This is a genomic window from Pseudoalteromonas lipolytica (assembly GCF_003515105.1).
In the GTDB taxonomy this organism is placed as follows: Bacteria; Pseudomonadota; Gammaproteobacteria; order Enterobacterales; family Alteromonadaceae; genus Pseudoalteromonas; species Pseudoalteromonas lipolytica.
On sequence record NZ_CP032090.1, the window covers coordinates 1,926,883 to 1,946,440 of the forward strand.

At 41.0% G+C, this 19,558-nt stretch carries 15 protein-coding genes; 5 read left to right on the plus strand and 10 right to left on the minus strand.

What is annotated here, in order from left to right; all coding sequences use genetic code 11:
• Window positions 1-38 precede the first annotated feature (38 nt).
• On the minus strand, window positions 39-1,949 hold the full coding sequence (gene thrS, locus D0907_RS08820; protein WP_036968184.1) for a threonine--tRNA ligase: 1,911 nt from the start codon (window positions 1,947-1,949) through the stop codon (window positions 39-41).
• Between the two features lie 257 nt (window positions 1,950-2,206).
• Here thrS and D0907_RS08825 point away from each other — a divergent pair, with 257 nt between their 5' ends.
• The 3 genes from D0907_RS08825 to D0907_RS08835 all read left to right on the plus strand — a co-directional run bounded on the left by D0907_RS08825 (window position 2,207) and on the right by D0907_RS08835 (window position 5,680).
• Window positions 2,207-3,217 carry an endonuclease/exonuclease/phosphatase family protein gene (locus D0907_RS08825; RefSeq protein WP_118844335.1) on the plus strand — a complete coding sequence of 337 codons (1,011 nt, stop codon included), beginning with the start codon at window positions 2,207-2,209 and terminating at the stop codon, window positions 3,215-3,217.
• Window positions 3,218-3,281: 64 nt separating this feature from the next.
• Entirely contained in the window at window positions 3,282-3,728 is a 447-nt protein-coding gene (locus D0907_RS08830) for a DUF3010 family protein (protein ID WP_036968178.1), read from the plus strand.
• A 236-nt stretch (window positions 3,729-3,964) separates the two neighbouring features.
• Entirely contained in the window at window positions 3,965-5,680 is a 1,716-nt protein-coding gene (locus D0907_RS08835; RefSeq protein ID WP_118844336.1) for an AMP-binding protein, read from the plus strand.
• 97 nt (window positions 5,681-5,777) lie between these two features.
• Here D0907_RS08835 and D0907_RS08840 read toward each other — a convergent pair whose 3' ends face one another.
• From D0907_RS08840 to D0907_RS08865, 6 genes are all read right to left on the minus strand, one after another.
• Complete coding sequence (locus tag D0907_RS08840; protein ID WP_118844337.1) at window positions 5,778-6,131, minus strand: DUF1428 domain-containing protein; 354 nt, start codon at window positions 6,129-6,131, stop codon at window positions 5,778-5,780.
• Between the two features lie 106 nt (window positions 6,132-6,237).
• A complete protein-coding gene (gene gdhA, locus D0907_RS08845) occupies window positions 6,238-7,590 on the minus strand; it encodes an NADP-specific glutamate dehydrogenase (protein WP_065979971.1) in 1,353 nt (450 codons plus the stop codon).
• A gap of 97 nt (window positions 7,591-7,687) precedes the next feature.
• Window positions 7,688-9,082: a M28 family metallopeptidase gene (locus D0907_RS08850; protein ID WP_065979972.1), complete on the minus strand. Its 1,395-nt coding sequence runs from the start codon at window positions 9,080-9,082 to the stop codon at window positions 7,688-7,690.
• Between the two features lie 208 nt (window positions 9,083-9,290).
• Entirely contained in the window at window positions 9,291-10,202 is a 912-nt protein-coding gene (locus tag D0907_RS08855; protein ID WP_118844338.1) for a sensor domain-containing diguanylate cyclase, read from the minus strand.
• Between the two features lie 68 nt (window positions 10,203-10,270).
• Window positions 10,271-10,666, minus strand: coding sequence for a VanZ family protein (locus tag D0907_RS08860; RefSeq protein ID WP_036968155.1), 396 nt, complete (start codon window positions 10,664-10,666; stop codon window positions 10,271-10,273).
• A 4-nt stretch (window positions 10,667-10,670) separates the two neighbouring features.
• Window positions 10,671-11,498 carry an alpha/beta hydrolase gene (locus D0907_RS08865; RefSeq protein WP_036968151.1) on the minus strand — a complete coding sequence of 276 codons (828 nt, stop codon included), beginning with the start codon at window positions 11,496-11,498 and terminating at the stop codon, window positions 10,671-10,673.
• Between the two features lie 158 nt (window positions 11,499-11,656).
• Here D0907_RS08865 and D0907_RS08870 point away from each other — a divergent pair, with 158 nt between their 5' ends.
• Window positions 11,657-13,504: an ABC transporter ATP-binding protein gene (locus tag D0907_RS08870; RefSeq protein ID WP_118844799.1), complete on the plus strand. Its 1,848-nt coding sequence runs from the start codon at window positions 11,657-11,659 to the stop codon at window positions 13,502-13,504.
• A gap of 116 nt (window positions 13,505-13,620) precedes the next feature.
• On the opposite strand, the gene D0907_RS08875 is transcribed toward D0907_RS08870, so the two are convergent.
• Entirely contained in the window at window positions 13,621-14,037 is a 417-nt protein-coding gene (locus D0907_RS08875) for an MAPEG family protein (RefSeq protein WP_118844339.1), read from the minus strand.
• A gap of 1,123 nt (window positions 14,038-15,160) precedes the next feature.
• On the opposite strand from D0907_RS08875, the gene D0907_RS08880 reads away from it, so the two are divergent.
• Window positions 15,161-16,360 (plus strand): Nramp family divalent metal transporter, encoded by a 1,200-nt coding sequence (locus tag D0907_RS08880; protein WP_118844340.1) that lies wholly within the window; start codon window positions 15,161-15,163, stop codon window positions 16,358-16,360.
• A gap of 139 nt (window positions 16,361-16,499) precedes the next feature.
• Here D0907_RS08880 and D0907_RS08885 read toward each other — a convergent pair whose 3' ends face one another.
• Together D0907_RS08885 and serS are read right to left on the minus strand one after the other, a co-directional pair.
• Window positions 16,500-18,044, minus strand: a complete 1,545-nt coding sequence (locus tag D0907_RS08885) for an arylsulfatase (RefSeq protein ID WP_065979977.1) — start codon at window positions 18,042-18,044, stop codon at window positions 16,500-16,502.
• 202 nt (window positions 18,045-18,246) lie between these two features.
• Window positions 18,247-19,551, minus strand: coding sequence for a serine--tRNA ligase (gene serS / locus D0907_RS08890; RefSeq protein WP_036968138.1), 1,305 nt, complete (start codon window positions 19,549-19,551; stop codon window positions 18,247-18,249).
• Between the last annotated feature and the right edge of the window lie 7 nt (window positions 19,552-19,558).

A 19,558-nucleotide genomic window follows, 5' to 3' on the forward strand; every position in this document is an offset into this window, starting at 1 on the left:
TGTAGTTGGCTGTTTGTTATGCCCTACACGCTCATGATTTATTGTCGATTTTTTATTTCGTCGCTAATTTTTGCAATGAAATCATCAACATTAAATTTGCCTAGGTCTTCACCTGTGCGAGTGCGTACTGCCACTTCTTGTTGTTCAACTTCTTTGTCGCCTACAACAAGTAAGTAAGGAATACGTTTTAACGTATGTTCACGGATTTTAAAGCCAATCTTCTCATTTCTCAAGTCAGCAGCGGCTCTAATTCCAAGTTTATTTAATTTTTGTACAATTTCTTGCACATAGTCAGCTTGTTTATCCGTGATATTCATGATCACCACTTGCTTAGGTGCAAGCCATGTCGGGAACAATCCGGCGTATTCTTCGGTTAAAATACCAATGAAACGCTCAATCGAACCTAATATAGCACGGTGTATCATAACAGGTGTACGACGTTCGTTATTTTCTGCAACGTATGTCGCACCTAAACGACCTGGTAATGCAAAATCTAATTGCACTGTACCACATTGCCATGCACGGTCTAAACAATCATATAATGTAAATTCAATTTTCGGACCGTAAAACGCCCCTTCACCCGGTAAGTAATCAAACTCAATGTCGTTTACTTTTAGAGCTTCTGCTAATGCAAGCTCTGCTTTGTCCCACATTTCGTCTTCACCGATACGTTTTTCTGGGCGAGTAGACAGTTTTACAACGATCTTTTCAAAACCGAACGTTTCATACGTGTCGTAAACCATTTTGATACACGCTGATACTTCATCCATAATTTGGTCTTCAGTACAGAATATATGTGCATCATCTTGTGTAAAACCACGAACACGCATTAAGCCATGTAATGCACCTGATGGCTCATTACGATGACAACAACCAAACTCAGCCATACGCAATGGTAAGTCACGGTATGATTTTAGACCTTGGTTGAAAATTTGCACATGACCAGGACAGTTCATTGGTTTAATAGCATATTCACGCTTTTCAGATTCTGTGGTGAACATGGCATCTGCGTATTTATCCCAGTGCCCTGATTTTTCCCACAAAACTCGGTCCATCATTAATGGGCCTTTCACTTCTTCGTAATCGTACTCACGTAGTTTTTCACGAACGAAGTCTTCAAGCTCACGGTAAATGCTCCAGCCGTCATTATGCCAAAACACCATACCCGGCGCTTCTTCTTGCCAATGCCATAAATCAAGTGCTTTACCAATGCGACGGTGGTCACGTTTTTCAGCTTCTTCTAAACGTTTTAGATACGCTTTAAGTTGCTTTTTATCTGCCCATGCTGTGCCGTAAATACGTTGCAGCATTTTGTTTTCAGAATCACCGCGCCAATAAGCACCCGCCACTTTCATTATTTTAAAATGTTGGCAGAATTTCATATTTGGTACGTGTGGGCCACGACACATGTCAATGTATTCTTCGTGGTGGTATAAACCTGGGCGGTCATCTTTTGCGATATTCTCGTCTAAGATTTCCATTTTGTATGTTTCACCACGTGCTTCGAATGTATCACGCGCTTCTTGCCAGCTTACGGTCTTTTTAACCACATCGTAGTTTGTTTTTGCAAGTTCAAGCATACGCTTTTCGATGGCGTCTAAATCGTCTTGACTTAATGAGTGATCCATATCGATATCGTAGTAAAAACCATTGTCGATCGTTGGACCAATTGCCATTTTCGCGTCAGGGAAAAGTTGCTTAACTGCATGACCAATTAGGTGCGCACAAGAGTGACGGATGATTTCTAAACCGTCGTCATCCTTGGCAGTAATAATTTCTAAGCGCGCATCGTCGGTAATTAAGTCACATGCATCAACACGATTACCATTTACACGACCGGCTATGGTTGCTTTCGCTAAACCTGGGCCAATATCGCTGGCAACATCATATGTACTTACTGGGTTTTCAAAACTACGCTGACTGCCGTCAGGAAGGGTAATAACTGGCATTATAAATCCTTATACAGTGGTGATGCCTACAATGCATCACATGTAATTTTTTAAATAAATTTTGAGTAACTCTGCAACGCTTTTACGAATAAGCATTGCCATTTGGTGCCTAAAAGACGTGTATTTACTGAGTCTTCGCAAATACAAGCGCCCATTGTCGCCGCTAGAGTCCTCAAATACAAGTATTTAGGTGAGTAAATTGACAATTACTTAAGTCATTTCATACTTAACAGGTCAGTACTTTAACGGTGATCACGATGCCACACACGCATACGCTCAAGTTTGCTAGTTTGAATTTACTTAACTACACTGCTCCCCCTTATTCGTTTTACCAACAGCATGAACGCTATAACAACACGCAGTGGCAGCAAAAGCAGCAGTTTGTGCGTGATTTTCTGTTTGATTCGAAAGCCGATGTGGTCGCGTTTCAAGAGGTTTTTAGTGCTCACGCATTAGAAATACAGTGTAAAGAAGCCGGTTATGATTATTTTGAAACCGTTGACTCCCCTTCGCACGATGCGCTGTACCCTCAAGTGCTGTTTAATCCTATTGTTGCTATCGCCAGTAAATACCCTTTCACTTGTGTCGAACCTTTGACTCCCTGCCCAGAATTGCTTGAATACCTCAACAACCAAAGTGATTTTAAGTTTAATCGCACGCCTATAAAGTGTTTCTTGGACTTTCCTGAATTTGGTGAGGTGTGCTGTTATGTTGTGCATTTTAAATCACAACGTGTGCAATCTATGGCGCACATACTCAACATACATAACCTTGAAGATCCCTTATTGCAGTTGCTGCACCAAACAGTTGGCGCAATGCAATCGCAAATATCACGCTCATTAGAGGCGTCTATTGTTTATTACGATGCGTTAAAAACACAGCGTGAAAAACAATGTGCCACCTTGGTGATGGGCGATTTTAACGACGTGCTGACAAGCCCAACATTATCATTTATGACACAAGGCTTTCACCCGACTCGTTGCGAGCCCTGTATAGCAAATAATGAACCCGTCGTCGGCTTAACAGACGCCTACCTATTTTGCGCTGCTAGTGAGAACAACACAAAGCCGTTTAGCCACTATTATCACGGCAAGGGAAACGTGCTCGATTATATTTTGGTCTCTGCGCATTTTAATCCACAATGCGCACTATCAAAGGTCTCAAAGCTGGAATACGAAAGCTATGATGCGCATTTAAACCCCCACCAAGCAGTAGAAGATATTACAGTAAGTGACCATAGTTCGATTGCAATTAAAATTCATTTTTAAAGCAACTGTTTTTCAGGACGTTACTTGCTATAATTGCGCAAATTAAGTTATTTAGAGATTAACTATGAGAACATGCGGTGTAGAAATTACAGGTAGCGATGTACTACTGTGTATTTTAACGAAAGATAACGACGTGTTTGATATCCGTGATGTAAGACAAACTCGCTTTACGTTAGGCGATGGTAATGACACAGAAGTTATGCGCAAATTTCAGTTTGATTTTAGAAAACTGATGCAAGATTACCAAATTGATTCTGTTGCAATTAAAGAGCGTCAACCTAAAGGTAAATTTGCAGGCAGTGCTAAAGGTTTCAAAATGGAAACAGCCATTCAACTTATTGAAGAGTTAGATGTGCAAATTTTCAGCGCAACAACAATTAAAGAGCAGCTTAAACGCAATCCACTGCCTATCGAATTTGAAGACACTGGACTGAAAAAGTTTCAAGAAAACGCGTTTATCAGTGCCTATGTGTACTTAATGCGAAAAACCTATAAACAAGATCAAGCGTAATTTATCTTGTTTAAAAAGAACGTGCTACGGCACGTTTTTTTATGCCTGCCAAAAACCATTCTTTTCTCTTAATTTAGCTGCAATCACTGTACATTAGTCTTATAAGACTTTTATTTGTCGACAATCTATGCTTAGTTAAAACTGTAAGCTGACACTAAATGAACACGCAGTGTATTCATTTTTGTTATTTTCGCATCAAGTCCATGACAACATTTTAATAGGACACGGAGAAAACAATGCAAGCAAAGAACATACATAATAACAGTCTCCCATTAACACAAAGCTATTTTAAAGGTCGCACTGACATTCCTCTCATAGAGCAAACCATTGGTCAGTACCTAGATAACATTGTCGACAATTACCCAGAACACCCCGCGATTGTTGTTAATCATCAAAATATCCGCCTTACGTATAAAGAATACCAGCAACAGATTAACCAACTTGCGATGGGCTTGCTGTCAATTGGCGTTAAACCCGGCGATCGTGTGGGTATTTGGTCACCCAATAACATTGAATGGTGTTTAACACAATTTGCCACGGCGAAAATAGGTGCCATTATGGTGTGTATTAACCCTGCCTACCGCCCAAGCGAGCTAAAATACGCATTAAACAGTGTCGAATGCTCAACACTCATCACCGCTGATGAGTTTAAATCGAGTAATTATATCGACATGCTAAATGAACTTGCACCTGAACTAAAAAATGCAAATGCAGGCAATTTAGATCTTAAAGCACTTCCCCATTTGAAAAATATCATTCGCATTGGCGAACGTCCTACAGCGGGAATGTATTGTTTTAGCGACATAATGCAACGTGCGACTGATGCACATAAACTTGAGCTTGATGCGATTAGTGCAACATTAAAAGCAGATCAAGATATCAATATTCAATTTACCTCGGGTACGACAGGAAACCCTAAAGGCGCAACGTTATCGCATAAAAACATTCTCAATAATGGTTTCTTAATGGCACAAGCCATGAAACTAACCCATCTTGATAAATTATGTATTCCAGTTCCGTTATATCATTGTTTTGGCATGGTACTGGGCAATTTAGTGTGTATTAGTAAAGGGGCTACTGCCGTTTTTCCGGGTGATTCCTTTGATCCGAAAACAACGTTAGATATTGTTGAAAAAGAACGCTGTACAGCACTTCATGGCGTACCCACTATGTTTATTGCCGAACTTGAACTAAAAAACTTTGCTGATTATGACTTATCAAGCCTGCGTACAGGTGTTATGGCTGGCTCCACATGCCCAGAGGAAGTCATGCGCAAAGTACAAACATTAATGCACATGAAAGAGGTGGTTATTGGTTATGGACAAACTGAATGCAGCCCGATTAACAATGTAACCGAAACCGATTCACCACTGGAAAAACAAGTGACAACAGTAGGACGAGCACTTGCCCATACCGAGGTGAAAATTATTGATGAACTTGGCGATATCCAAAAAATTGGTGTGCCCGGTGAAGTATGTAGCCGAGGTGCGGGTATTATGCGTTGTTACTGGAACGATGAAGAAAAAACCAATGCCACTATCGATGAACACGGCTGGTTACATTCTGGCGATTTAGGTGTGATGGACGAACACGGTTTTGTAGCGATTGTTGGTCGTATTAAAGATATGATCATTCGCGGCGGCGAAAACATTTACCCTCGTGAAATAGAGGAAGTACTATACACCTACCCAGGTATTCAGGATGCAGCGATTTTTGGCATCAGTGATGAAAAATATGGTGAAGAAGTATGTGCGTGGATCCAACCAAAAGAAGATGCCGTACTTGACGAAGATACCATTCGTGAGTTTTTAAAAGACAAGCTGGCTTATTTTAAAGTGCCAAAGCACATTCGCTTTGTCGACGAATACCCGATGACAGTTACAGGCAAATTGCAAAAATTCAAAATGCGTGAACAGATGCAAGAACTACTCAACGAAAAGGCATTTTCGTAGTGTAGAAACAGTAAAGCTCAGCAAGGCTGAGCTTTACATAAATAGGCAATCAGACAGAAAAACTCAATGGGCTTAAACACGCCCACATACACGCTTCTTATTTGTCTAATACAATATCGAAACCACCATAAATCATACGTTTACCATCAAATGGCATGGGGTTGTTTTCAGGGCTCATACGTGAATCCTCCATTAGTTTCTGCCAGCCGCTATCGCGAACAGCTTTTGAAGGCCAGATGACCCATGAAAACACCACCGTTTCATTCTCATCCGCTTTTACAGCCATGGGAAATGAAGTGACTTCACCATCGGGTACATCACTCCCCCAGGTTTCGACCACCTTTAACGCACCGTATTCTTTGAATATTTCGGCTGCAAATTCAGCATGTGCAAGGTATTTTTCTTTGTTTACTGTGGGTACAGCAGCTACAAAACCGTCGGCATAAGACATAAGTTAACTCCTTTAATAAGCATGTTAAACATAGTCTAGTAGCAAAAAAGTGGCTAGCTATTTTCATTAGCAGCGCATTCTTAACATTAATTAGCTGTTCTGCGAGTTAAACAACGCCTTGCTTAAGCATCGCCTGAGCAACCCGTTCAAACCCCGCAATGTTTGCACCGAGCGACAGGTCGTCTTCACTTGAATAACGCTTTGCCGTTGCTGATACTCTATCAAAAATGTTTTTCATTACTTGTTGCAGTTTTTCGTCAACCTGCTGTGGCCGCCATGTTTGCAAGCTTGCATTTTGCGCCATTTCAAATTGACTCGTTGCAACCCCACCAGCATTAGCAGCCTTGCTTGGACCTAAATATACATCGTGTTCTTGAAATATAGCGTGTGCCTCAGCGGTCGTTGGCATGTTTGCACCTTCACAGACAATTTTACAGCCATTATCGACAAGCGCTTGGGCATCTTTTTTAGTTATTTCATTTTGTGTGGCGCACGGTAATGCGATATCGCCGTTAAAGTGCCAAACTTGGTGACCATCTTTTGGATACTGACTCACAGGGATATACTCTGCTTGTGGGTGCTCGTTCAAGTAATCACGCAGCGCAGCGCCCTGCTCTTTTTTTAAGTGTTTTATTAATTCAACATCAAGGCCATCTTCACAATATAAGGTGCCTTTTGAGTCACTGCAGGTCAAAATAGTCGCATCGAATTGTGACAGTTTTTCCATTAAATACAGGGCAACATTTCCAGCCCCTGACACCAAGCAACGTTTACCTTTTAGTGAATCATTTTTAGCATCAAGCATGGCACTAAGAAAATAGGCGATACCATAACCCGTTGCTTCGACTCTTAATGAAGAGCCCCCTAACAGAGTGGGCTTACCTGTAAGTACCCCATTATATTGGTTTGTAATCCGCTTGTACTGACCAAATAGATAGCCAATTTCTCGCTCCCCAACACCAATATCACCTGCAGGCACATCGGTTTGTGCACCAATATGTCGGTACAACTCTGTCATAAAAGAGTGACAAAAACGCATAATTTCATGATCACTCTTTCCTTTTGGATCAAAGTCAGCCCCTCCTTTTGCACCGCCTAAAGGAAGCCCTGTTAACGCATTTTTTAAAACTTGCTCAAAGCCTAAAAATTTGACCACGCTTAAATTAACACTCGGGTGAAACCGTAATCCCCCTTTGTAAGGACCAAGAGAAGAGCTAAATTCGATTCTAAATCCCCGATTAACTTGCACGTTTCCTTTATCGTCTAACCAAGGCACGCGAAACATTATCTGTCTTTCAGGCTCAACTAAACGTTCAACAATCGCATTGTGTTGATACACGTCATTTTCTTTAAGAATTGGGGTTAATGAGGTAAGCACTTCTTCAACGGCTTGATGGAATTCCTGTTCGTGTGGGTTAGAATCCTTTACAGTTTGCAGTATATTTTCTAGATATTGCATGTCAGCTCCTTTTTCAAGCTATTGAAATGTCTCACTAGTTTTAAACTCACTGATGAGACAAATCGATCACTTTATAATAAAGACGTGTTATTAGGTTTTAGGGCTCATTATTCGCCCATTCGAATGCACCCACATCTCCCGGAAAAACAACGGGTGATTCAATACCGTCTTTATTTACTGCTGCAACACCAAAATAGTAGTTATCAATCACCACATTTTTTAACGTCGCTGTTGTAACTTTGCCAACATCACGACTAAATTGCCACTGAGGTTCACTGGTATAACGCCAGTAAATTTTATAGCCTGTAATTGTAGGATCATCACTGTGGTGCCACGATAAGGTGGTGCTTGGTTTAACGGCCCCTGAAATACTGACTCCCGTTGGTGGTGCTGGCGCCCATGCCATTGACGCAAGACTCACTGCATTTAATGACGTTAACTTTGCAGCATATGCAAAATCAACATGATCAATTGTATCACCATATGTAATGCCATCTTCGGTGCGCAAGTCTTGATGTTGTTGATTATAATTTTCGTTGGTTTCCATTATACGAACAGCAGCAAAGCCAACATCGTTGAATGGGCGGTGATGCCCTCCACGCCCAAACCTGTCTAATCGATACACCAACATGGTATCAAGATTTTCTATGTATTTGTCGGCGATTGTATCGATGTAACGTGCGAGGTTGCGGCTCGCAGAATCGACTTCTCCCCCGGTAAACCGACGCTTATGGGCTTGTTCTTTGGTTTCAATAACCCGTGTGCCTTCAGAGAAAATACGTGCGGTGGTGTTATCTGTTACACCATTAATACCGGTAGAATTACCGATCATATCGTTATTTAAGACAGCATGTACTCGCCAGTTATTATCTTGCGCGTATTTCGCTAATATTTTACCACCAAACAATCCTTGCTCTTCACCTGATAGTGCGGCATAAACAATCGAGCCATTAAATGTGTATTGTGACAACACTCGCGCAGACTCAATCACACCCGCTACACCTGAGGCATTATCGTTCGCACCCGGTGCATCTGAGGTGTAGTCCATCACATCACTGACACGAGAATCGATATCACCCGACATCATAACCATCCGATTAGGGTCAACCTGCCCTCGCTGAATGGCAATTATATTTACCACTTCAACAGGGGTTGGAATACGTTTTTCGCCAGCAATAGTGTCTTTGACCTCAATGATTTCAAGGCACTGGCCACACGCTTTTGAAATTGCTTCAAACTCCGCTTTTATCCAGCGTCTTGCAGCCCCAATACCACGAGTATTTGATTTAGTCTCTGATAAAGTATGTCGCGTGCCAAAATCAACCAAGGTTTGAATATCTTGCTCTATACGGGTCTTTGAAACCGCACTCGCTATTTCATGCAATGCTCGTTGATTGTTAACTTCAGGCGTTGTGGCGTGTGCAGCCGTTGCTAATAGTAATGATGAGCCAAACAAAACACTGCTCGTTGTTATTGTTTTTCGCTTTAACATAGTGTCACTCCTTCAATGAATCATTCAAGGCTAACTAATATTTCGCTTCAAGCAATAGTAATGAGTTAGAAGACAGATTATTAGGTTAAAACTTTTAACACAGCAGATAGGTATTAAGCGCCTCTATTAAATAAAGGCGATTGCTTTTTGTAATGTGTGTCTACTTAAAGACCTATCTTGATAGTCTGAGTCGCAGTTGAACTTTTACTTATGGTTTAATACTTTGAGCGCCGGGTAACTTTATATCATCGTTATAAAACACAACTTGATTCCCCCCCGAATGCTTGGCACGGTACATGGCTTTATCAGCACATTGAATCAAATACTCTGCATCACCATAATATTCAGGAAACATTACGGCCCCCATACTAGGGGAGTAAGCAAGCTCGGCATCGTTAAATTCAAGTGGCTTTACTATCTCTTTCTTTAACGTGTCGACCAACATGAGAATGTCTTGCTTGTTCTTTATACTGTTTAAAATGACAACGAACTCATCACCCCCTAAGCGACCTACACTGTCATTTTTTTTAAGCACATGACGAATTCGCATCGCGATGGTTTTTAATAATTTATCACCTGCTGCATGACCATGAATATCATTAACTTGCTTAAATCCATCTATATCAATAAACAACACCCCAAGCACCGACGAAAGCGTATTAGCGATTGACAGTGATTCTTCAAGTTGGTTTATTAAAAAGCTTCGATTTGGTAAGTCAGTGAGCGGGTCATGCCCTGCTAAATAGATAAGCTTTTGTTCGAGTTTTTTTTGCTCTGTTATGTCAAACGCAATGGCGACTCTTACTTGCTTCTCTTGTGACCAATACACAGACCACAAAACATGCACGATCCGGCCATCTTTTCTTACCCAGCGATTTTCAAACCGTGGGTGCTGATTGTTGTTCATTATTTGGTTAATTGCATGTATGGTTTTTGCTCTGTCTTCGGGGTAAACAAAATCGAGCATTTGTCTATTAATTGCTTCGCCAGGTGAATAACCAAAAATAGTTTCGAAGGCAGGATTTGTAAAAAGTAAGCAACCTTTAACATCTACAACACACACAGCGTCTAGTAAAAGCTCAACAATATCAGGTAAATATTCAGATGTTTTTGTATTCATAAGCGACTTCTAAGCAACCCATATTCTGAGTATAGCCGAAACAAAGCGAGTCACTAAACCACTAAAAATTAATTTTTGATCGGGTATAAGCGCTTAGATAACCAAACAGAAATACCACTAAAAAAAGCAATGCCCATGAAATCAGCGACTAAATCAATAAAATCTAACGTCCGAGTTTCAACAAAGTATTGACTCAACTCCTCTAACACCACGAACGTTGCCACGATTGCTGCGGCATAATAGATAGTATACCCGGCCACAACAAACGTTTTAAATTTAAAGGCAAGATTAATAAACAAAGTAAGTAACCCGAACAGACAAAAATGGCCTACTTTATCACCGTAAGGAATGGCAGCAACGAGATCAAAAAACACCGCTTTTTGACCCGTATTAGCGAGGTAAATTACCCAGCCGATAAAAATAAAAAAAGCAGCAGCTAAAACGACCAGTGCGCGTTGTAACATGTTATTACTCCATATGAGATGTTAAGAATAAAAACTGATAAGGGATCACTCGACGCCAATAATGCCAGTCATGTTTCCCAGCACGCTCAATATAGTCATGGCGGATTCGCATTGTGAGCATAGCGTGGTGTAATGCACGATTCTGTTCAATAAAAAAGTCATCAACCCCTATATCGAGCATAATCGCTAAACTGTCATCGCCTTTTTTCCAAGCCGTATTGCCCCCAGCTATTTTATGAAGGTTGTTTATAATGGCAATATCATCCCAGCGGGCTTTATTTTGTGCATAACTGCCCAGCACATTTGCTAAGTCAAATTCTGCCGAAAACGGCCTTACATCAACCCCAGCTGAGATACCCGATACCGCAGCAAACCGTTCAGGGTTATTAATTGCAATATGTAATGCACCAAAGCCTCCCATCGACAAGCCTGTTATTGCTCTGCCTGATTTACTGGCATTCGTTGCATATGTATTATCAATAAAATTAACGACATCATCTGCAATGTATGTTTCGTATTGAGATGCGTTATCAACTTCAGAATCAACATACCACGAACCATAGTTACCATCCGGATTGACGATAATGACGTTATAGTGATCTGCTAATCTTTCTATCTCTGTCAGGTTTGACCAATCGGTATGGTTTCCGCTAAAGCCGTGCAATACGTACACCACGTTATAACGTACAGACAAATTGTAACCCTGCGGTAGAATGACAGTCAGCGGCTTTTCAATCGCTGTTTTTTGACCTTTAAACGTAACGGTTTCGAGCTGATACGCACTGACAGGCAAACACACTAATAGCGACAATGCACAGAGTAATTTTTTCATGATGGCGTCTTTTTTCCTGCTATGTTTTCATTAATTTAAATACATGTAAATACATGAATAAATGTTGTATTTTAAACGTTATTTTTATCGTAAATGCTCTGCTAAAAAGCCAGCTCAATGATATAGTACCACTACTTAATTTTATAAAAGCGTCGCTTATGTATCGTATATTTGAACGGATGACCAATCCATTTCCTAAAGAAAAGCCTTCTCAGCCGCCCAATAGTTTGTTTGCTTTTTGCCGCCATTATACGCGAGGCATGGAGCTGTCATTATTCTTTATGTCATTAAGTGCAGCTGCATTAGCTATTTTAGAGGTTTCTCTTTTTAGTTATATGGGCCAGTTAGTTGACTGGCTAGGCCAATACACACCAGCGACTTTATTTGTTGAGCAAAAATCTGAGTTGATCAGAATGGCTGTGATACTGCTTGTTGTGTTGCCTATCGTGGTGTTTTTTCACTCTGCGGTTTTACACCAAGCACTCCTAGGTAACTACCCAATGTCTATACGTTGGTTAGCTCACCGCTACTTACTTCGGCAAAGTATCAGTTTTTATCAAAATGAGTTTGCGGGCCGCATTGCGACTAAAGTAATGCTAACCTCTCTTGCAGTTCGCGAGGCCGTGATGAAGCTGCTCGATGTTTTGATGTACATTGTGGTGTATTTTGGCGCGATGGTATTTTTAGTCGCAGAATCTGACTGGCGTTTAATGATCCCACTATTAGTTTGGTTACTATTATATGCCGCCATTCAACTTTACTTTGTTCCTAAGCTAAAGCGTGTTGCCAGCTCCCAAGCTGATGCACGCTCAGAAATGACAGGCCGCGTAGTCGATAGTTACACCAACATTTCAACAATCAAATTGTTCTCTTATACTCAGCGAGAAGAGCAATACGCCAAAGACAGCATGGATGTGTTTTTACAACCTGTTTATAAGCAAATGCGTTTAGTGACGAGCCTTAACTTTTCGATCAATACCTTAAATTATTTACTGGTCTTTAGTATTGCTGCCTTATCTTTATACCTGTGGTCGATTAGCGCTATTTCTGTTGGTGCAATCGCTATTGCCGTCAGTCTTTCATTGCGATTAAATGGGATGGCACAGTGGATCATGTGGGAAATTAGCAGCCTATTTGAAAACATTGGCACGGTTGCCGATGGAATGAAGACTTTATCGACGCCTATCGAGGTTGACGATCAACCCAACGCGTCAACGCTTGCAGTATCGAAAGGTGCAATCAGCTTTGAAAACGTGCAGTTTAATTATGGTAAAGCAGCAAATGAAACGCACCGTGGCCCCGTTATTAATGGTTTAAATTTAAACATTAAAGCAGGTGAGAAAATTGGCCTAGTTGGCCGCTCAGGTGCCGGTAAATCAACGTTGGTTAATTTGCTTCTTCGCTTTTACGATGTTGATTCCGGAAATATCACCATTGATAACCAAAATATTGCTACGGTAAGCCAAGAGAGCTTACGTAAACACATCGCAATGGTGACGCAAGACACATCACTACTGCATCGCTCTGTAAAAGATAACATCTTATATGGTAGACCTGATGCAACAGAAGATGAAATGTTAGCCGCAGCAAAACAAGCAAAAGCGCTTGAGTTTATCGAAGATTTAGAAGACAGCAAAGGCAATAAAGGGTTTGCTGCTCAAGTGGGTGAACGAGGTGTCAAACTATCTGGGGGACAGCGCCAGCGAATCGCGATTGCACGCGTACTACTCAAAGATGCACCTATTCTCATTTTAGACGAAGCAACCAGTGCGCTTGACTCCGAGGTCGAAGCCGCTATACAAACCAGCCTTGATGATTTAATGACGGGTAAAACGGTCATCGCAATTGCCCATCGCTTATCAACCATTGCGCAAATGGACAGACTCATCGTGCTGGATGAAGGCGGTGTTGTTGAACAAGGCAGTCATGAACAATTGATAGCGCAAGGCGGTATTTATGCTGCCTTATGGTCTCATCAAACCGGTGGCTTTATAGGTGTTGAGTAGTAAATCGCGTATTTAAACGCTTAATCGCAGAGGCATTGATAATTCATTCAATGCCTCTTTTTTTTCGCTAATGTGGTTTAAAAACAAAGCACGTTAGGCTTAAAAAATGATGACCACTACACTAAACGTAACCCTATTAATACCACGAGGGCTATATTGGCAATCGCTGCAATCAAAAAGAAATAGCTGCGCGGGCTTGGGTTCTTTTCTGTTGCAATAGCGTAATACAGCAGCATATGAATAATCCTTGCTATCACATACACCCAGATACACAGAGCGAATACATTACTATTCACATTTAGAAAAAAACCTAAAAATACCGCACCTAAAAACAACGGGCTATTTTCTAAACTATTCATAAACGTGCGATGCGCACGAAATACAAAGCTTTCATGACCCAAAGATGCGCTAAACTTACCAGGTACGGCACCGGGTTGTTTTGCCTTAACAACCGCAGCCACTCCCCATTGAAGAATAAGCATGATTAAGTAAACATAGACAGCAAAATAAGCAGACAAGGTTAATTCAGGCATTGTTAATTCCTTTTGTTAAAATAAGACGAATTCTTTTAACCTTGCAAAAAGCCAACCAAATTAACCCACTGATTTTTAATGAGATTAATTTTTTAAATCTTAAAGCTGCATAATTAGTACGGACTGTGTATAAATTTTACAATGTGTGTGCCACATGCAATATACGCTTATTTCCCGCGACCACTTCATTAAGTGCCCTACCTTATTAAGTGCCCTACCTTATTAAGTGCCCTAAAATATAAAGTGCCCTAGCATTGCCATAAAAACACTGATAACCCGCTGTTTCATTTATTCAAGGCGCGAACATTTCTTATCAAGACTGTTTAAAGAGTATTTTGCTTTCTCGAAGAGCTAAATAAAGTAAAATCAGACATATCATTTGTTGTCGATAAAATGCCCCAGCTCCTGCGTGTACCAGCGCGGGCCGAGCGCGCTTTGCTGCAGTAATGAATGACCAACAGGCTGGCTACTTGCTGCCTAAGTCACCAAGCGATGCGCTGTATACTATTGTACGCTTGTCAGTAGTCACTGAATTGAAAAGTCCGATATTAGTAGTACACCGTAAGCTTTGCTTGTGCTGCAACTCGGGCAATCCCTGTTGCTTTGCCGTCTTTAGAGATTGAACCCAGTTTACAATGCGTTGTTGGTGACATTAAAGTTCTGTTCTTTAGTTGCAAAACCAAATGACTGTGCGTAATTAACATGACCATGGAATGCGCTGAACACGCTTTGATAAAGTTAACTCACTCAACGTTCACTGCCATTTATCTCACTGCGCTAAATAAATGTGTATGACGCAATACCGCAAACAGCGTCGCAAATAAACAAGAATATTTTTTATTGTGCTCATTTTTACTATATTGATTTAAGAACGTTAAAACACTAAAAAGAGTAAATAAATTCAATCAAATAATTGTAATTAAGTATGTTAACTATCAATTTACTTGCACTTTTGAAGTAGTTTTCGTTTTGCCCCCTCAAATCTCACCGTTTTTACTTTACCCTCAGAACCACACATTATATCGTGAGCATTTACAGACAGCACTTCTCACACGGTGGCTTTGCTGCCTAGCGATGAGTTGATTAGCTAAAATTCACTATTCTAATAATAAAAAGGTTTTACATGCGTTTAGGACCCGGACTTCTTGTCACTGCTGCCTTTATAGGCCCAGGCACCATTACCACCGCAAGCGTTGCAGGGGCAAACTTTGGTTTTGCTTTAATTTGGACACTCTTATTTTCGGTTATCGCCACTATTTTGCTGCAATCTATGGCTGCTAGACTCGGTGTTACAACGGGACAAGACTTAGCAACGGCACTGAGAACAACCATCAAAACGCCTGTGTTTAAGTTATTAGCCGCGTTTTTAGTGATCAGCGCAATAGGAATTGGCAGTGCAGCCTATGAAGCAGGCAACCTCTCTGGAGCAAGCCTGGGTTTACAAGAAATATTGCCCTCGTTTAATCCTTTGATTTGGACACCTTTGATTGCAATTTTAAGTGCCGTGCTGTTGTATACCGGAAAGCATAAAGTAATTGAAGGTGCATTGATCGTTTTAGTTGTGCTGATGAGCTTGGTCTTTATTTCGACATTAATAATGGCTGCGCCGCCCTTAACTCTCGTTTTAAAGGGCTTTATACCAAGTTTACCTGATAACTCCATTACCACGGTATTAGCCTTAATCGGCACCACCATTGTTCCTTATAATCTGTTTTTACATTCAGGCGTTCTTGCCCAAAAACATGACAAAAATAAAGATATTGAAAAGGTTATTAAAGAAACTAATGTAGATACCAGTATCTCAATAACCCTTGGCGGTATTATTACCTTAGCAATTTTATCAACAGCTTCCGTGGCATTTTATGGCACCGATGCGGGTAAAATTTCTGCAGCCAATATGGCCGTACAACTAGAGCCTTTGTTGGGTGGAATGGCTCACTACTTTTTTGCTATTGGCTTATGTGCTGCGGGCCTCACCAGTGCAATAACGGCTCCTCTAGCGGGTGCATATGCCGTGTGTGGTATGTTGGGTTGGTCAACAAAAATGAGTAATACACGCTTTAAAGGTGTGGCAATTATTATCTTAGCGTTTGGTGCGGTTGTGGCGTCTCTCGGACTTGACCCTGTTGCGGTGATCATCTTTGCGCAAGCAGCCAATGGCTTACTCCTGCCGATTGTGACTTGCTACCTTGTTTGGTTGGTGAATCAAAAATCAATTATGGGAGAATACACTAACTCTGTTTTTGTTAATGTTGTTATTTTCCCTGTCTTGTTACTCATTTTTAGTTTAAGTATTTATAAATTATTCAGTTTGATTTTCTAAAGTGATTGTGCGAAATGGTAAAATCAAAGCCATTTATAACAGATTAGTCGTCCATACCAGCGCAATATTACTTAATCAAAAGCCGCATGGTTTCCCTATGCGGCTTAAATTTTATGCGCTCAAGTCTATGCGCTTTGTCTTATTGCTTACCTGACATTAACTGCTCCATAAGCTGGCTAAAGTCAAAGCTTGCTGCTTTTTGAAGCGGTGGGTATTCAGTAAGCGACTTAATATGCTCACCTAATAAGTGTTGTACAGGTTCGTTAAGCCATTGTTTAGCCTGAACTATATCAGAGCGGTCAGTCAAACCATCAAAGCTTTCAAACGGATCCATGCGAAGGTTGTAGAAAATGGGGAACTTTTGTTTTTCATACTGTGCATAGTAGTTTTCGCTTGTTTCAAAATGCAGCTTCCATTGTTTATAGCGAATCGCTTTAATGCTTGATTCGTAATAATAGAAAAAGTGGTCACGTGCACTGTCATCTGTTTTTCCTAACCAGTAATCTAAGTTATTTACACCATCAAGTGGCTGTTTATGCTCTTTAAGTGCTTTTTTGGCTACATTAGGCTCACCCGCAGCAGCTGCCAAAGTGGTGTAAATATCCATGTGTGTTTGAATACCGTTTAAAATTCTATCTGCGGGTACTTTACCTGGCCAACGAACAATCATTGGTACACGTACACCGCCTTCGTAGGTTGTCATTTTTTCTCCACGGAATGGCGTTGTACCACCATGAAGACGCGCACTGTGTTCTGGACCATTATCTGTCGAGTAAACAACGATCGTATTATCTAGCACACCCATGTCTTGAAGTGCAGCCATCAATTCACCCACTTGTTGATCATGCTCAATTAAGCCACTACCATACAAATCGTGCTCTGTAGTGTGCTTGGCAGCTAAATAACGACTTTCATCACTTAAACGGGTATACATGTGCATACGGCTTGGATTAAACCACACAAAGAACGGCTTATTCTCTTTTTGTGCTCGCTTGATAAAGTCTAAACTTGCATCCATGAATTCTTTATCAACCGTTTTCATTCGCTCGCGAGAAAGCTGGCCTGTGTCTTTAATTTTTTGCTTACCAACTTTACCAAATCGTGGATCAACTGTTTTGTCATCTACATTAGTTGCATAAGTGTGTAAAACCCCGCGTGTACCGTATTTTTTGAAGAATTCAGGATCTTTAGGGTAATCAACTTGCTCAAACTCTTCTTGGGTATTTAAGTGATATAAGTTTCCAAAGAATTCATCAAAACCATGAACGGTTGGTAAGTGCTCGTTGCGATCACCTAAATGGTTTTTACCGAATTGACCCGTAGCGTAACCTTGCTCTTTAAGAACTTCAGCAAGAGTATAGGAGCCCGCTTTTAAACCAAGCTCTGCGCCGGGTCTGCCAACAGTTGTCATGCCACTACGGATTGGGTACTGTCCGGTAATAAGGGCCGCGCGACCAGCAGTACATGACGGTTGAGCATAATGATCAGTGAACATCGTGCCTTCATGGGCGAGTTTATCAATATTTGGGGTTTTATAGCCCATTGTACCCAAACCATAGGCACTTATATTCTGCCACCCTACATCATCAGGGAATATTATAAGAATATTGGGTTTATCTTTAGCGAACGCCACTGAGCTTACTAAATACAAAGCAGCAGATGCGACGGCGAGAAATCTTTTCATAACAGCAATCCTTCGTGTTTTGGAGTATCACAATCCACTTAACTAAATGATTAAGTATTAATGTAGATTGGTATTGAGTACTAAAGGTACCTTTTTAGTCTACTAAATGTTTACACTTCCGCAAATTAATTAGTTAAAAAACAAACAAAAATGCCGCATGGTTTCCCTATGCGGCATTTTTAACTTATTAGGCTAATAAAACTTATTTAATAACCTCTAAGCCTCCCATGTATGGGCGCAATACCTCTGGCACAACAATTGAGCCGTCAGCTTGTTGATAGTTTTCTAAAATGGCAACCAATGTACGACCTACAGCCAAACCTGAACCATTAAGTGTATGCAATAGTTCTGGTTTTTTCTCACCTTGACGACGGAAACGCGCTTGCATGCGACGTGCTTGGAAATCAACCATGTTTGAACACGATGAAATTTCACGGTAGGTATTTTGTGCAGGTAACCATACTTCTAAATCGTAAGTTTTCGCAGCACCAAAGCCCATATCGCCGGTACAAAGAATCACTTTACGGTAAGGAAGCTCTAATGCTTGTAAGATTTGCTCTGCGTGACCTGTTAGCTCTTCTAGCGCTTGCATTGAGTCTTCTGGTTTTACTAGCTGTACTAATTCAACTTTGTCGAATTGGTGCTGACGAATAAGACCACGTGTATCACGACCATAGCTGCCGGCTTCACTGCGGAAACATGGCGTATGCGCGGTTAAACGAATTGGCAAGTCACTTTCGTCATAAATTTCATCGCGGGCACAGTTCGTAAGGGGTACTTCAGCTGTTGGAATTAAGCTAAAACCAGGTTGTTGTTGACCTTCGTCATCCACTAAACCTAACGTGTGGAATAAATCACCTGCGAACTTAGGCAGTTGGCTTGTACCGTACAAACTTGCGCTATTAACAAGGTAAGGTACGTACATTTCTGTGTAACCGTTTTTATCGGTGTGCGTATCAAGCATAAATTGAGTTAATGCACGGTGCATACGCGCAACTTGGCCACGCATCACAGTAAAACGTGCACCACTGATCTTCACGCCCATTTCAAAATCAAGACCCTTTACGTCTTGACCTACATCAACGTGATCTTTTACTTCAAAGTCAAATGATTTTGGTGTACCCCACGTTGATATTTCAACGTTTTGCTCTTCATCTTCACCAACAGGAACTGACTCATCTGGTAAGTTTGGAATGGCAAGGGCAATTTGCTTAAGCTCTTCAAGCACTGCGTCTTGCTCTGCTTTTACGCTGTCTAGTTCATCCCCAAGGGTACTGACCGAATCAAGCAAAGCTTGTGCTTTATCGTGCTCGCCTTTGGCTTTAGCTTGGCCGATAGCTTTGGAACTTGCGTTACGTTCGCTTTGAAGTTCTTGCGTTTTTACTTGTAATGTTTTGCGTTTTTCTTCAAGTGCAGTCACTGCATCGATATCAAGTTCAAAGCCACGTGTTGCTAAACGCGCAGCCGCTTGTTCAATATCTTGACGTAAATATTTAGAATCTAACATGTTAGTT

What these genes read in the sequence shown, in the direction of transcription:
- D0907_RS08840 (WP_118844337.1), bottom strand. Translation starts at nt 6,131, where the DNA reads ATGTCTTATGCCGACGGTTTTGTAGCTGCTGTACCCACAGTAAACAAA.
- serS (WP_036968138.1), bottom strand. Translation starts at nt 19,551, where the DNA reads ATGTTAGATTCTAAATATTTACGTCAAGATATTGAACAAGCGGCTGCG.
- D0907_RS08850 (WP_065979972.1), bottom strand. Translation starts at nt 9,082, where the DNA reads ATGTTAAAGCGAAAAACAATAACAACGAGCAGTGTTTTGTTTGGCTCA.
- D0907_RS08865 (WP_036968151.1), bottom strand. Translation starts at nt 11,498, where the DNA reads ATGAAAAAATTACTCTGTGCATTGTCGCTATTAGTGTGTTTGCCTGTC.
- D0907_RS08825 (WP_118844335.1), top strand. Translation starts at nt 2,207, where the DNA reads ATGCCACACACGCATACGCTCAAGTTTGCTAGTTTGAATTTACTTAAC.
- D0907_RS08880 (WP_118844340.1), top strand. Translation starts at nt 15,161, where the DNA reads ATGCGTTTAGGACCCGGACTTCTTGTCACTGCTGCCTTTATAGGCCCA.
- D0907_RS08835 (WP_118844336.1), top strand. Translation starts at nt 3,965, where the DNA reads ATGCAAGCAAAGAACATACATAATAACAGTCTCCCATTAACACAAAGC.
- D0907_RS08875 (WP_118844339.1), bottom strand. Translation starts at nt 14,037, where the DNA reads ATGCCTGAATTAACCTTGTCTGCTTATTTTGCTGTCTATGTTTACTTA.
- thrS (WP_036968184.1), bottom strand. Translation starts at nt 1,949, where the DNA reads ATGCCAGTTATTACCCTTCCTGACGGCAGTCAGCGTAGTTTTGAAAAC.
- D0907_RS08870 (WP_118844799.1), top strand. Translation starts at nt 11,657, where the DNA reads ATGTATCGTATATTTGAACGGATGACCAATCCATTTCCTAAAGAAAAG.
- D0907_RS08860 (WP_036968155.1), bottom strand. Translation starts at nt 10,666, where the DNA reads ATGTTACAACGCGCACTGGTCGTTTTAGCTGCTGCTTTTTTTATTTTT.
- gdhA (WP_065979971.1), bottom strand. Translation starts at nt 7,590, where the DNA reads ATGCAATATCTAGAAAATATACTGCAAACTGTAAAGGATTCTAACCCA.
- D0907_RS08855 (WP_118844338.1), bottom strand. Translation starts at nt 10,202, where the DNA reads ATGAATACAAAAACATCTGAATATTTACCTGATATTGTTGAGCTTTTA.
- D0907_RS08885 (WP_065979977.1), bottom strand. Translation starts at nt 18,044, where the DNA reads ATGAAAAGATTTCTCGCCGTCGCATCTGCTGCTTTGTATTTAGTAAGC.
- D0907_RS08830 (WP_036968178.1), top strand. Translation starts at nt 3,282, where the DNA reads ATGAGAACATGCGGTGTAGAAATTACAGGTAGCGATGTACTACTGTGT.